Origin of the sequence: Nonomuraea sp. NPDC049607 (assembly GCF_040675375.1) — a bacterium.
Lineage (GTDB): Bacteria > Actinomycetota > Actinomycetes > Streptosporangiales > Streptosporangiaceae > Nonomuraea.
Genome location: NZ_JBFAOV010000031.1, coordinates 73,733 through 87,541 on the forward strand (window position 1 = coordinate 73,733; position 13,809 = coordinate 87,541).

Sequence of the window (13,809 nt, forward strand, 5' to 3'; positions counted from 1 at the left end):
CCCGTTCCCGATCGGCGAGTGTGGCCTCGTACAAGGAGATGGCCTGACGCAGGTCCCCCGCCGCCTGGTAGGTGTAGGCGAGGTTGTTGCGGGAGGTCAAGGTTGAGGGGTGGTCGGCGCCCAGCATCCGCTCGTGATCGGCAACCGTCACCTCCCGCAGGGCGACCGCACGAGCAAGGTCGGCCAGTGCGTACAGGTAGTGGCTACACCAACTAAAAAGCTCCAAAAGCTCGCTAGAAGGACCGTCCTTGAGGTGGGCATGCCGATAGAGAGCATCGGTCTGTTCGATGAATACTTCAACGGCGCCGCGTGCAGCCCAGGTGTGGACGCCGTCGGGCAGGGTGGTGTTGAAGGCGTGCAGCAGGTTGGTGGCCCGGCTCAGGATGGCGTCAAAGTCACCGTGGTGGGCGGCGCGGTCGCGTAGGACGCGCTGGACCAGGCGGTGCACCAAGATAGCGGAATGGTCCTCGCTGAAGGCGATCAGCGAGGTATCGGCCAGGTCGGCCAGCAGGGTTCGTAGCTGTAGCGGCTCGCCGTCGGGGGTGCTCCAGGCTTGCAGGACCTCCAGGGGGACGCCGGCCGGAGACAGCACCGAGAGCATCTCCAGCAGGTCGTGGGCCTGGGGTAGTGCGGTCTCGGCCTGGGTGACCGACAGCAGGATCGCCCCGGCGGTGCCGGCCGGGTAGGCGTCGCCGTGCTGGGCGGGCAGATACTCGGTGACGGGGAAGCCACGCAATAGGTTCAGGTAGTCGCTGTAGCTGAGGCCCAGCCGGGTGATCACGGAGGCGGCCTGGGCCAGCGCCAGTGGCAGGCATCCCAGCTCGCCGGCCAGTTGGGCGACATCGTCGGCGTCCTCGAGGCCGGTGCGCCGGCGCAGGAAGGCGTGGGCTTGGGCGGTGGTGAAGACTTCGACCTCAACGGGTTGGAACAGGCGCAGGAAGGCGCGGTTGCGGGTGGTGATGAGCACGCGGGTGGCGCCGGTGGCCGGGCACCAGCGGCGCACCGCCGCGGCGTCGGTGGCGTTGTCGAACACCAGCAGTGCCGGCCGGGTGGTGGCGGCCAGCCAATTCTTGGCTCGTTCGGCGGCGGCCGTGGCGTCGTCGTCGGCCTTGCGTTCGCCGAGCCGTTCGGCCAGGGCGGCCAGGCCGGTCAGGAGCTGGTCGGTGGTCTCGGCGGCAATCCAGGCGATGACTGGCCAGCGCGCGGCCTGGCATGCCCAGGCGTAGGAGGCGGCCAGCATCGTCTTGCCCACCCCGGGGGTTCCGGCCATCGCGCAGATCACCGCTGCCCCGCCGGCCACCTGACCGCTCTGGCCGGGCGCGGGATCGCCGAGCAGGCCGGCCACGCGCTGCAGCAGTTGCTCGCGTGGCTGGAAGCCGGGCGGACATTGCGGGATGTCGCCCTCGACGATCTGGCCCGACTCCGGCGCAGGTGGATAGTGGTGGTGCTCGCTGTGGTTGATGATCTGGTTGTGAGCTGCTTGGTACACCCGGCCGTGCTCACGAGCGGTGCCGTCCATCTGGATGTCCAGCAGCTCTTGGGGATCGTCTGGTGGGGTGGTCATCGTTCGTTGATGGTCTGGTCGCCACCTGCCTGGTACACCCGGCCCTGCCCGGAGGCCTCGGCCCGCATCTGCACGTTCCGCGCGCCGCCACCGGTGGAGATGATGCCGGAGTTGCCGCCGTCAAGGGCGACCGCCCGCTCGCCCGAGGCCGACACTGTGGGCGGCGTGGTCTGCTGCTCGGCCTGTGCCGGGGCGTGCTCGGCGCGCAACTGCGCCCGCAACGCCACCACGGCGACCACCAGCGCGGCCGCCCCCAGCGCCATGCCGGTGAACATGCCGACCACGCTGGCCCGCTGATCCAGTACCTGCAGCACCTGGTCGGGTAAGTGCAGTGGATCGGCGAAGAACCACAGCACCCCGGCCGCCAGGCAGACTGCCAGCACCACGACTGCGGCGATCGCCACGACCCGCCATGACCGCGAACCCGGCGCATGTCCCGCCTCGGGCGACGTCTTCGTCATGTTTCCAGGGTGCCCCGAACGGGCGGTAGTGGACCAGAAGTGGCGAAGGCGTTACCGGCCCTCCCCAGCTTCTGCGAATCGGTCATTTCTGCGAGCACACAGTCACCGCCATCGCGGACAGCTACTTTGCGGCTCGTCGGATGTTCCCGACCCCCAGGGCCCGCTCGGCGGGTCGGCAGAACGCGCTCGGCAGCGTCGACCAGTCCACCAACGGCCTTTGACAAGCGCACGGGGGTCACCTCCACCGGAGAGTTCCTAGGAGGGAAGGGTGAAGCCTTCGGGTGGGGAGCCTTCGACGAAGAGCAGCCCGACGCGGGCCTTGCCGTCTCGGATTTGCCTGGCCCGCCGGTACTCAGGGGAGTCGTACCACTGCCGGGCACGGTCCATGTCGGGGAACTCGATGATCAGGAGCCGGGAGGAGGCCCAAGTGCCCTCGGCGGGTTCGGGCACGGGGCCCGCGACCAGGTAGCGGCCGCCGTGGTCGAGGATCGACCGCTGGGCAACGGGGGCGTAGGCCCAGCCGGCCTCCTCATCGAGCACATCGACGTTGGCGATGACGTAAGCAGGCATGGAAACTCCGTTTCATTCGGACACGGCGTGTACTTTTGACCCGCCGAAGGCTAACGCATCCCTGTAACCTGTTCAAGGTGGGCATCGAACAGAGCGAACGCGCCGGGGGCATGATGAGCCGCCGGGAGCGGCTGCGGGTGGAGACGAGCCGGGAGATCAAGACCATCGCGCTGCGGCAGATGGCCGAAGGCGGCCCGGGAGCGATCTCGCTGCGGGGCATCGCCCGCGAGATGGGGATGACCGCGCGCGCGATCTACAGCTACTTCCCCACCCGGGACGACCTGATCACGGCACTGATCAGCGAGATCGCCGCCTCGCTCGCGGATGCGCTGGAGTCCGCCAGCAACGCGGTGCCCAACACCGACCCCGGTGGCAGGCTGATGGCCTGGGGTCGGGCGCTCAGAGAGTGGGCACTGGCCCATCCGGAGAGCTTCCGGCTCTTCTACGGACACCCCGTCCCGGGCTACCAGCCGCCCGAGGACGGGCCGGTCGACCAGACGGCCCGCCGTGTGTGCCGCGAGCTCACCCGCCTGGTGGCGGCCTCGTGGCCGCATGCCCGGCGCCACCAGCCCGAAGACACCTCCTGGTCCGACCTCCATCCGGACTACGCCGCAAAGATCCAGGAGGATCTCCCCGACGTGCCGCCCGCGGCGGCGGCCCTCGCGCTGCGCGTCTGGGGCCGGATGCACGGCCTGGTCGCCCTGGAGATCGACGGCCACATTCACCCCGTAGCAGGCAACCCGGCCGCCCTGCACCGCGCCGAAATGCTCGACCTGGTCAGGTCGCTGGGCCTGAGCTGAGCCACGTCTGATCACGCCATAAGAGTGACGGTTCGCTACGCACAGCTACTTTGGCCCTGGGGGCACGTTCGGGAGAACACCGCCGGTACGGGCTCGTGCCCGATTCCTCGGCGACCCACGCCACCGAACCCGCCTGGGACGGACGGCGGATGGTGGTCGCCTGCTCCGCCGATCACATGAGGCAGCTCCACGCCCAAGCGGCCGCCCGGCCCTGCATCGACGCCGAACCAGGGGCCAGGAAACTCCTTCGCGCGCTTGAAGTCGCCAGGCGGGACAACCGGACCGAGATCTCGACCGGAGACCTACAGAACGCGACCGGGCTCACCGAGGAACAATCCCTCGCCGCGGTGCAGTGGCTGGAGCGCGACGACCCGTCACCCCGGCGGCCCGCTGATCAGCCATAACCCGACGATGTCCAGTCGTCAGAGTCACCACACGGCTGAGTCGCTACTGGCCGTTCCGATCCTCTTCGCGGGCCAATTGGCGAATCGGCACTTCCGATCTGGTGGGTGGCGTCGCGCGCCAGTCCGCCTCGCCGAAGAGCGGGCGCACCCCTCGGATTCAGGCGGAGCCGCTGCTGCCCAGAGTCGGGGGGCAGAGTGTGGCGGAACGGAGAACGTGCACTGGGTCCCGTTCCCGCATCTCATCACTGGCGCAGATGAGGCTGCTTCCTACGTCATCGGGTGAGCTCCTCCGCGGCTGCGGATTCGGCTGTGGGAGCCGGCCGGTTCTTCATGGTCAGGGCCAGGAGGATTGCGCCGGCGGTGAATGCGGCTGCGACGGTAAATGCCTCGGTGACTCCCTCAGTGAGAACCTGGTGGGCCGGTCCGCGCGAAGCGCGCGTGGCCGCGCCGAACACCGTGACGAGGATGGCCAGCCCCAGCGCGCCGCCGATCTGCTGCATGACATTGAGCAGGCCGGAGGCGGCGCCGGCATCCTCGGCTCGGATCCCGGAGGACAACACGGTGGTTGCTCCCACCAGCAAGATGCCCATGCCAAGACCGGCGATCATCATGGGGCCGAGCAGCGCCGTGGCGTAGTCGGCCTGGGGCGTCAGCCGCGTCATCCACAGCAGAGCCAGGCTGATCAGCCCAGCTCCGACGCCGATCAGCGTCTTGGCACCCAGGCGCGGCAGCAGCCGGGCCGCCACACCGGAGGACGCAAGGATCACCAGGGCCAGCGGCACGAAGGCGAACCCCGCCTGCAGTGGGCTGTACCCGCGGGCCTGCTGCAGGAACTGGGTGAGAAAGAAGAACATGCCGTTGCCCGCGGCCAGGACAAACAGCAGCACGACGTAGCCGCCGGCACGGTTGCGGTCAGCGAACAGCCGCAGCGGGACGATCGGCTGCCGGGCACGGGACTCGACGGCCACGAACAGGACCAGCAGGATGGCGGCCACGCCGAGCGCGCCGAGCGTGACCACGTCACCGAAGCCCTGCTCGGCGGCGCGGATGAAGCCGTAGACGAGCGCGGTCATGCCAAGCGTCGAGGTCAGCGAACCCGCCACGTCGAAGCGGCCCGGGTGGCGATCGGTCTCGGTGATGAACAGCGGGGCCAGGGTCAGCAGGACGATGCCGATCGGCACGTTGATGAACAGCACCCACCGCCAGGAGATCCAGTCGGTGAGCATGCCACCGGCGATGAGCCCGATCGCGGCGCCGGAACCGGAGACTGCCGCATAAGCCCCCAGTGCCCGCGCCCTGCGTGCAGGGTCCGGAAAGCCTACGGTGATGAGGGCGAGCACGGTCGGTGCGGCAATGGCGGCGCCGATCCCCTGACCGGCACGGGCCGCCAGCAGCGTCCCAGCCGATGTGGCCAGCCCTCCGGCCAGTGAGGCGGCGGTGAAGACGACCACCCCGCCGATGAGAGCCCGCCGTTGGCCGGCGATGTCGCCCATGCGACCGCCGAGCAGCAGCAGACCGCCGAAGGCCAGCATGTAGGCATTGAGCACCCAGGACAGGCCGGCCGCCGAGAAGCCGAGGTCGTGCTGGATGTCGGGGAGGGCGATGTTCACCACGTTGGTGTCCAGGATGAACATCGTCTGACAGATCAGCACGATGGCGAGCACCAGACCGGGGTGGCGCTGCTGTCGGGCGGCACCGGCGGGCCCGGATCCCGCTCTTGCCACGTGCGTGCTCTGCTCGGTCATGGCACTCCTCAGAATGGAACCCAAAGAAACGAGGAAGTTCCTCGCTTGTGCTGAGCTAAGATATGAGGAGGTTCCTCGTTTTGGCAAATATGTGGAGGGTTCCCGTGGCGGACCGATCAACGCAGGCCCGGCCCGTAGGGCGCAAAGATGCGCGACGCAATTACGAGCGGCTCCTGACGACCGCCCGGACGGCTTTCGCCGAGCACGGCGTCGGCGCCTCCTTGAACGACATCGCGCGCACCGCCGGCGTCGGCAACGTGACCCTCTACCGGCACTTCCCGACCCGCCAGGCACTACTGGAGGCGTTGCTGGGCGAAAGCCTGCGCGGCCTGAAAGCCCGCTCGGATGAGCTGCTCGCCTCCCCATCCCCGCACCAAGCTTTGGCCACCTGGCTGACGGCCGCGGTCGAGCACGCCATGGCCTATCGCGGCCTGGTCGACGCTCTCGTCGACAGCCTCGCCGACCCCGCATCCGAACTCCACGCCACCTGCCAAGCCGTCAAGGCCGCTGGGGCGCAACTACTGGACAGAGCCCAGCACACGGGGACGATCCGACCCGATATTGACGCTTCTGCCCTTTTCTCCCTGATCGCTTCAGTCGCCTGGGCGGCGGAGCGGACCCCCGCACATCGTGATCGACTTCTGGCCGTCATGTTCGACGGGCTCCGCTGCCGAGTGGATGAGACGACCTAAGTGCCTGCTTCCGACTGAGCCGCGGCGACCTACGAGAACCTGCTGCGCCAGACCCGCCGGATCCACATGAGCTGGTCGCGCTGGACACCACCGGTGCTCGAGGAGAAGATCAGCGGCAAGCTCGCCACCGACGACCGGCCCGTCCTGCTGGACGCGCTGTCCTACATCCGCCGTGGGGACATGCTGACCGTCCAGGAGGTCGACCGGCTCGGCCGCAACCTCCTGGAAGGGCTCATCGTCCTCAACGACCTGTTCCAGCGCGGTATCGCGGTCAAGGTGCTGGAGGGCATCGCGGCCGGCGAGCACACCGAGCGCTCCCTGATCCTCGACCTGGCCCTGGCCCTGTCGGAGGACCGGCGCCGCGACATCGTCCGCAAGACCAAGAACGGCCTGGAGGCGGCCCGCCGCCGCGGCCGGGTCGGCGGCCGCCCCCCGGTGGTCGACGACGACAAACGCGCAGCGATTCTCGCCCGTCGCCAGCGCGGGGAATCCATCCGCACCATCGCCGCCGGCGTGAAGGTCTCCGTCGGCGTCGTCCACAAGACCCTCGCAGACGCCAAGGATGCGTAGGTCGTCGTTCCAGAGCCTGACGAGGGGCAGGTGTCGCAGAAATGCCAGGTTTTCGCGGGGAAAGCGGCGAGACGGTCCCGCGCGCCCGCGGCTGCCGTGGAGGCAGTGGGCGACGCGCTGGCCCGCTGGAGGCGGGCCTTCACAGGTCGCGGGTAGGCCAAGAGCTGCCGTGCCGGGTGGTGTCGAGCGTGCGTCCACCACGATGATGGATCGTTCGGGCTCACCTGGCATGACGATCAGCAAGTCCGGCGGTAAGGGATCTCGGGTATGAAGGTCTTCCAGTCCGCTTCGGACAGAGGCCCGGACTGGGCGCACAACGCGGCTTTGATCTTGTCGGGCGCGATGAGGTGGGTGCGGAGACGGGCGCGGTCGATGGTGAGCACGGCCGACCCATCCGGGGCGAAGGCCAGCGAGTTGAGTGAGCTGTCCCCGAGGGGATCTTCCGGGTGGAAGAAGCCGCTGAGCGGGAGCCCGAGGGGCTGGCCGGCGGTGACATCCCACAGCTGGATTTGGTCGGTTGCGTCTGCCACGGCCAACAGGCGGCCGTCGGGTGAGAAGGCCGCAGGGGAGCCGCCGACGCTCGGCGTGCCCACTTGTTGGAGCGATCTGCTGTCCCAGAGCGTGAGCTTGCCGTTGTAGTGGTTGTCCGCGAGGATTCCGTCCGCGCTCAGCGCCATGGGGACACTCACGCCGGAGTTGGGTGGGACCAGCCGCTTGCCGGTGGAGGTTTCGACGACGCCCTGGTCCGGGGCGGAGATGACCATCCGACCATCGCGGCTGAACAGGATCGGATAGACCATCTGAATGCTGAAGGGCCCATAGGTCCCGGCGGGGAACTGTCCGGTAACCGCAGCGCGCCGTGTTCCCGAGACGATGTCCCACAGTTCCAGCAGAGATGCATCCCTGCTGGCTTTAGTGAGCACGGCCAAGGTCTTACCGTCGGGTGAGAACGCAAAGCGGGACTCGCCCAGAGGGGGCAGGCCCGTCAGGGTGGTCTTCTTGGTCGCCGAAGCCACGTCCCAAATCTGTATCTCCCTGTTTCCGTTGCTGACCGCCAGGAGTCGGCCGTCTTCAGACAGCTGGTAGTCGGTACCGCTGACGTGCAGCGTGTTGCGGCGCACCACCTTGATGGGATCCCAGATCTCCACCTGCTCTCCAGCGTCGTTGACGAGAGCCAAAGTTGAGCCGTCGTCACTTAACACCAGGTTGTCACCCAACATCAGCATGTCACTTACCGCCAGGCCGGAGGGATCGGGGTGGAAGGTGACCGGGTCCAGGATCGCGGCGAGAGAGACGACAGTCGTGGTACCGCCTCCGGAGTCCTCGAGGCAGCGCAGGGTGCGGTCACCGGGTCCGAACGCGTAGTGGAAGCAGTTGGCGTTGGCGTACATGTAGATGGGTTGGTCGTCGTTGCTTCCCCACGTGAAGAGGTCCTTGGTGTCCCAGATGACGCCGTTGAAGGAGACGTATCTGCTGTCGGAGCTGAAGATGATCCCCTCGTTGGTGCCGCCGGTTTTGCGGATCGTCCGCCACTTCACCTGGGAGGGGCCGAGCTGGGTGAAGGGGACGACCCCCAGCCGGTTGCCCTGGGTCAGGGCGAGGAGCTTGCCGTCGGGGCTGAGCGTGATCTTTGAGATGCGTTCCTTGCCGGTGACGAGCCGCAAGGTGCGTGCCTTGCGGCCGGTGCGCAGGTCCCAGAAGTCCAGCGACGTTTCGTGCGGGGTGACCAGATGCTTCCCATCTGGGGTGATATCGGCCGACCCGAGAAGGTAGGGGATCTCCACCAGGCGTTCGCCGGAGGAGGTGTCCCACAGGCCGCTGGCGTCGCTCTCCGAGAGAAGCAGGTGTTCGCCTGTGGTGTCCAGGCCGAAGAACACCGTGGGGGCGCGGAAGGTCACCGGCCGCGGCCGTCCGGTCGCGGTGTCGAACAGGGCGATGGTGCGGTCCTGCCGGAGCAGAGCCAGGACTTTGCCGTCGCCGCTGAGCCCGGGCCCGGCGAAGAGCCGGGTGTCCAAAGGCCTGCCGGGGAAGGTGAACGACCGGATCACCCTCCGCGCGTCGACGTCGGCGACCTTCACCTCGTTGCCCCGGGCGTAGACCCGCAGACGGCCGGTGTCATCGCCATCGGTGCGCCAGCTCCCGTCAACCCCTGGGGGGCGATAGGTGTACAGCTCGGCCTGGTTGTACAGCGTCAGCAGTGTGCTCCTGGTCTCGAACGCTTCAGGGGCCAGGGTCGCGGCCGCCACCCCGAGCTGCTTGGCGATTATCGGGTCGGTAGGCGCCATCGCCGCGGCGAGGTTGGCGGCCCGCGCTCCGACTGCCTCGTCACGCTGTTTGGAGACGGTCCGGTTCTGAACGATCACAGTCCCGGCTGCTCCGATCGCGATCATGAGCAGGAGGGCCAGTACTGCGCTCAGCATCGTGCGGTTGCGGGCGCGCCGGCGGACTGAGTCCCGCTCGGCCTGGTCTTGCCGGGTGCCGGCGTCGAGGAAGTCCCGGGCGTCGTTGCCGAGCCTGTCACCGTCGTCTTTGCTGGCCTCTTGTGCACTGGCCAGCCGCAGGCCCCGGTACAGGTACGCCGCGTCGCGGCCCTTGCCGGCCCACGCGCGGGCGTCCCGGTCGAGCTGCTCGCGTACCAGGAGCGAGTCCCGGTGTTCCTCGATCCAGTCGCGCAGCTGCTTCCAGGCCCGGATCAGCGCTTCGTGGGTGAACTCGGCCGTGCTGTCCGCTCGCTCGCTGTCCACGGTCCAGTTCACCGTCACCAACCGGTGCTCGACGAACCGGTCGAGGACCTGACGGGCCGCCTCATATCCCGCACTGTCCTCGGGCCCGAGCAACTCGGTCAGCGCCACTTTGCGGCGCGAGGGCTCGCTCCCCTCTCCGAGGTGGACCAGCCGCGTCAGCATGCTCCGGGCGCGGTCGCGATGGGCCAGCCCCACGGTGTCCAGCGCGGTGTCGGCGGTGCGGGCCAGCGACTTGCTGACCCCGCCGGTCGCCTGATAGCCGGCCAGGGTGAGCTTGCGTCCCTCGCGGTGCCCCCATGTGGCGCGAAGGGTGTGTGACAGCAGTGGCAGGACGCCGCCGGGGTCGCTGGAGATCGCGGGGAGAACCGTGTCGTCGGTGGAGGCGGCTCCCAGGTCTTCCACGATCCGCTCCGCCAGCCCTGTCTCAAGGGTGAGTTCTGCGCGTTCGGCGGGCTTCTCGATGGCCTCGCGCAGTTGCGTCGTGGTCATCGGCCCGACCACGAGCGGACGGGCGAGGGCCGGCGCCAGTTCGGGATGGGCGGCGCAGTGGCCGAAGAAATCGGCGCGCATCCCGATCACCACCACCGCCGCAGGCGCCCCGCGCGCGGGGCTGCAGGCCGCGTGCAGCGCCTGGACGAAAATCCGGCGGTCATCCGCGTTGGCGCAGGTGCTGAAGAGCTCCTCGAACTGGTCGACGATCAGGAGCCTGCACCGGGCCCGCGTCAGCAGATCGTGCAGCAGGGCAGGTTTGCCGGCCAGGCGATCTCGTACGTCGTCCGGATCGTCCTGGCCGCAGAACTTGTCGGCGAGAACCCGGACGGGGTCGTCGGCCTGGGAGTGGACGGAGGTGCCGCCCGGCGTGAGGATCACGTGACCCTCTGGCCATTCCTTGCCGGCGGAGGGGATGAGACCCGCCCGCAACAGCGACGACTTGCCCGCTCCCGAGGGCCCGGTCACCAGCAGCGGCCCGTCTCGCCCGATTTGCGCCGATACCCGATCCCACAGCAATCGGGTCAGATCCCGGCGCCCGCAGAAGTACTTCACATGCTCAGGCTCGAAGACTTCCAGACCTCGGTACGGGCACCCGTCGTCGGCGCGTTCGGCGCGAGCGTGGGCCTGCTTCCAGGCCCCCAGGTCGGCTACGGCGATCCCGACGGCCCCCAGGACCTTACGCAGGTTCGCCCACCGCGGGAAGCTCTTGCCACGCACCATGTCGTGCACCGTCGCCACGCCGATACCCGCCGCAGTGGCCACATGCAGGTAGCTGCCCTCGAACTCCTCGAACAGCTGGCGCAGCGCCGCGTGCAGGTCCGCACGACTGTTGATCCTGGCCGGGTCGGCCATCAACTCTCCCGCTGGAGGCGTCTTTCCGGTTCGGCTATTCGGTTCCATTCGGATCGTAGAGCTGCCCATGCTCTCCTATCTGCCGTTTCCTGGGAATGTGCGATACCGGATGCGCCCGAACACCGCCGGACCCGACCGTGAACGTCATGACCACCACGATCCTCACCACGATCGGCGCAGCCGTCCTGCTCCTGCAGACCGCCACCCGCATCCCGCCCGCCCTCACCGACCTCCTCCGCGCCCTCATCCCCGTACGTGAGGCGCTACGCGAACTCCTGCACCGGCAGGACTCATCCCAGCAGCCCCCACCTCAACCAGAGCGCTAGCGGCCGGCTCCCCCCGACGGCGGCACCTAAGGCCACGCCCTGAACACCGCCGGCCGACGCCGAGCGCATCACAGGCGCCCACCTCGACAGTGAGATCGAGGCGGAGCGGGCCCCCGAGGTGACGGCGTGGTGCCTCCGGGCTGTCGCCGAGTACCTTGCACCCGCCTTTGACCCGGTCGCAGCCGACGTCGATGGGTTCCAGCAGCGCACCTGACCGCCCTGCCGCATCCTCAGATTCATACCTACCGAACATGGGGTGCCACCGGAATACGGCAGAAACGGGCCGCAGTCAGTCGGATCCGCAGGTCGGACAGTGAGGGCGTGCGGCAGCAGCCGCCGATAGTCAGGCCAAGCTCCAGGGGCCCATGGCTCGTCGGGACCTTCAGCGAAGGCTCACCCGGACTGCCGCACCTCGAGGCGAGGCTGGCTGCGGAGGAAGTTGCTACGCGTCCTTGCCGGGCTGGGCGCGAGTGGCGCGCTGTACAGGGGGTTGATCGCCCTTGTATTCGTCGCCACCGAGCAGGTCGGCTTCGTTGACGTGACGGGCCACTCCCCCGATGAGCGGCCGGCCTCCACCAGCCCGCTACGCGTGCTCTTCCCATGGCCTCACACCCCCACGCCTTGCCGGACGCCCGCTCCGCGGCCCCCAGACCAGGGCGAATTCAATTCGGAAACTCCTGAAACTCAACATCAGCACGCTGGGCATCGGCTCCCCGTACGGGTCCGGCGTCACCGGTAGTTCTACGGAATGCGCCGGTCACCAGGGACGGCACGCCGGGAGACATGCAAAACGTGAACATTTGGAGTGAAGAGTTCGGCGCCGAGACCGACGCGCCAATCCTGTTGATCATGGGTTCGATGTCGCAGGGCATCCTGTGGCCGGACGAGTTCGTCGGCCGACTGACCGCCGGGGGCCGCAGGGTGATCCGCTACGACCACCGCGACACCGGCATGTCGGGCACCGTCGACTTCGCGGCCGAGCCGTACACCTGGGACGACATCAAGAACGACGTCTACCGCGTGCTGGACGCCCACGGCTCGGACAGCGCGCACCTGGTGGGCCACTCGGCGGGCGGGCTGCTCGGCCAGCTCATCGCCGTGGAGGCGCCGGAGCGGGTGCGCTCGCTGACCGTCATCGCCTCCTCGCCACTCGGCGGCGGAGAGGGCCAGGTGCTCATGCGGGCCCTGACGGGGCAGCCGCAGTCCGAGGGCAGCCTGCCGGAGCCGGCGCCGGAGTTCGTGGAATTCTTCCGCGCGCTGATGGCCGCCCCGCCGCCGCAGGACCGGCGCGCGCTGATCAACGGCATGATCGCCGAGCAGCGCGTGCTGCACGGCACCGGGCTGCCGTTCGACGAGGACGCGGCCCGCCGGCTGCAGGAACGCATCTACGACCGGGCCCGCGACCTGTCGGCGGTGGCCAACCACCGGCTGGCCGCAGCGGCCGGCCCCGACTTCGAGCCGGTGGGCGTGCTCCACCGGGTGAAGGCGCCCACGCTGGTCATCGAGGGCAGCCACGAGCCGGTCAAACCGGGTCACGGCGCCATCATCGCCGAGCAGATCCCTGGGGCGCGGCTGACGATCGTGGCAGGCATGGGGCACACGCTGCCGCTGGAGACCCACCAGGAGCTGGCCGACGCGATCCTCACGCACACGGCCGAGTGAGGAAGCTCCTCTGTCCAGCTCAACCGCTCCACCTATGCCAACGACAATCTTTGCCCCTCACCGACCCCGACGGCCACAAGACGACCAAGCCGAAGAAGACTCAGTACGACAAATGCAAGAAGAACCTCAACAAGAAGGGCTTCGAGAAGTGTGTGTTCGGGACGAAGAAAACGACACAGCAGTGCGAGAAGGATGCCGTCCCCAGGGGTGTGTGAGGAGTATCGGCACAACGGCAACAGATGCGATGGCGCCGACCCGGTTTACGAGAAGTGCCGGGCCGGCGGGACATGACGCTCCGCCTGCATCGAAGGAAATGTCGTGTACGTGACATGCCGCAACCTGTACACCAAGGGCGAGGACGGCTCGAACGAAACGGCTGGGCGCCGTCGGGGCGGACTGGCTACAAGCAGTCGGCCCCCCGTCTGGCCAACTGCCATGTCCGAGGAGGCGATCCGAAGACCTGCTTCGGAGGAGGGCTCATTCACCTCGAATGCATCGTGGAAACCGGAAAGGTCCAAGGATGCGCGAAACTGCACGCCGACGCGAACGAGTGCATTCTCCACCCGAAGCGGGCTGGATATGACGACAGGCCGATCGAGACCTGCCTCAAGAACCCCAAGCACAAGTACGAGGAGCACTGCTACCAGAGCTACTCCCCCACGCAGATATGGATAAGAAGAAGGTACTGCGGGACAAGCAGCCTGGCTCGGTCAACGGTGTCTGTGGGACCATTGACGTGGTCAGTGGATTCCCGTGGGTCGATAAGATTCCTGTGGTCGGACGGTACAAGGGCGTGGTCGGCGACATCTGCAAGGGGTTGTCCGCCATAGAGAACATCCTGCTCGACCATGACGTCAGCTGGGAGAACAAGAAATGGAACCAGCTGCGCAAGAGCAACCCGGGCGAGTAAGTCACCCTCACGTTCGA

At 68.1% G+C, this 13,809-nt stretch carries 12 protein-coding genes; 7 read left to right on the plus strand and 5 right to left on the minus strand.

The features are described 5' to 3' along the window. The 3 genes from AB0J97_RS39795 to AB0J97_RS39805 all read right to left on the minus strand — a co-directional run. Positions 1-1,564, minus strand: a 1,564-nt coding sequence (locus AB0J97_RS39795) for a tetratricopeptide repeat protein (RefSeq protein ID WP_364098973.1), incomplete at its 3' end; no start/stop codon positions are given. Further along, complete coding sequence (locus AB0J97_RS39800; protein ID WP_364098976.1) at positions 1,561-2,025, minus strand: hypothetical protein; 465 nt, start codon at positions 2,023-2,025, stop codon at positions 1,561-1,563. The genes AB0J97_RS39795 and AB0J97_RS39800, both read right to left, overlap by 4 nt. A gap of 255 nt (positions 2,026-2,280) precedes the next feature. Next, positions 2,281-2,595 (minus strand): DUF1330 domain-containing protein, encoded by a 315-nt coding sequence (locus tag AB0J97_RS39805; protein WP_352364639.1) that lies wholly within the window; start codon positions 2,593-2,595, stop codon positions 2,281-2,283. A 77-nt stretch (positions 2,596-2,672) separates the two neighbouring features. On the opposite strand from AB0J97_RS39805, the gene AB0J97_RS39810 reads away from it, so the two are divergent. Beyond that, positions 2,673-3,395, plus strand: a complete 723-nt coding sequence (locus tag AB0J97_RS39810) for a TetR/AcrR family transcriptional regulator (RefSeq protein WP_364098979.1) — start codon at positions 2,673-2,675, stop codon at positions 3,393-3,395. Between the two features lie 676 nt (positions 3,396-4,071). Here AB0J97_RS39810 and AB0J97_RS39815 read toward each other — a convergent pair. Beyond that, positions 4,072-5,544: an MFS transporter gene (locus tag AB0J97_RS39815; protein ID WP_364098982.1), complete on the minus strand. Its 1,473-nt coding sequence runs from the start codon at positions 5,542-5,544 to the stop codon at positions 4,072-4,074. A 104-nt stretch (positions 5,545-5,648) separates the two neighbouring features. Between AB0J97_RS39815 and AB0J97_RS39820 the strand changes: the two genes are divergently transcribed. Then, a complete protein-coding gene (locus tag AB0J97_RS39820; RefSeq protein ID WP_364098984.1) occupies positions 5,649-6,236 on the plus strand; it encodes a helix-turn-helix domain-containing protein in 588 nt (195 codons plus the stop codon). Between the two features lie 66 nt (positions 6,237-6,302). Next, complete coding sequence (locus AB0J97_RS39825) at positions 6,303-6,806, plus strand: recombinase family protein (protein ID WP_357700240.1); 504 nt, start codon at positions 6,303-6,305, stop codon at positions 6,804-6,806. 236 nt (positions 6,807-7,042) lie between these two features. On the opposite strand, the gene AB0J97_RS39830 is transcribed toward AB0J97_RS39825, so the two are convergent. Further along, complete coding sequence (locus AB0J97_RS39830) at positions 7,043-10,894, minus strand: hypothetical protein (RefSeq protein WP_364098987.1); 3,852 nt, start codon at positions 10,892-10,894, stop codon at positions 7,043-7,045. A 146-nt stretch (positions 10,895-11,040) separates the two neighbouring features. Here AB0J97_RS39830 and AB0J97_RS39835 point away from each other — a divergent pair, with 146 nt between their 5' ends. From AB0J97_RS39835 to AB0J97_RS39850, 4 genes are all read left to right on the plus strand, one after another. After that, positions 11,041-11,220 (plus strand): hypothetical protein, encoded by a 180-nt coding sequence (locus AB0J97_RS39835; RefSeq protein WP_364098990.1) that lies wholly within the window; start codon positions 11,041-11,043, stop codon positions 11,218-11,220. An 849-nt stretch (positions 11,221-12,069) separates the two neighbouring features. Then, a complete protein-coding gene (locus AB0J97_RS39840; RefSeq protein ID WP_364098993.1) occupies positions 12,070-12,882 on the plus strand; it encodes an alpha/beta fold hydrolase in 813 nt (270 codons plus the stop codon). A 50-nt stretch (positions 12,883-12,932) separates the two neighbouring features. Next, positions 12,933-13,097, plus strand: coding sequence for a hypothetical protein (locus AB0J97_RS39845; protein WP_364098996.1), 165 nt, complete (start codon positions 12,933-12,935; stop codon positions 13,095-13,097). Positions 13,098-13,654: 557 nt separating this feature from the next. Then, positions 13,655-13,792: a hypothetical protein gene (locus tag AB0J97_RS39850; RefSeq protein WP_364098999.1), complete on the plus strand. Its 138-nt coding sequence runs from the start codon at positions 13,655-13,657 to the stop codon at positions 13,790-13,792. Positions 13,793-13,809 lie beyond the last annotated feature (17 nt).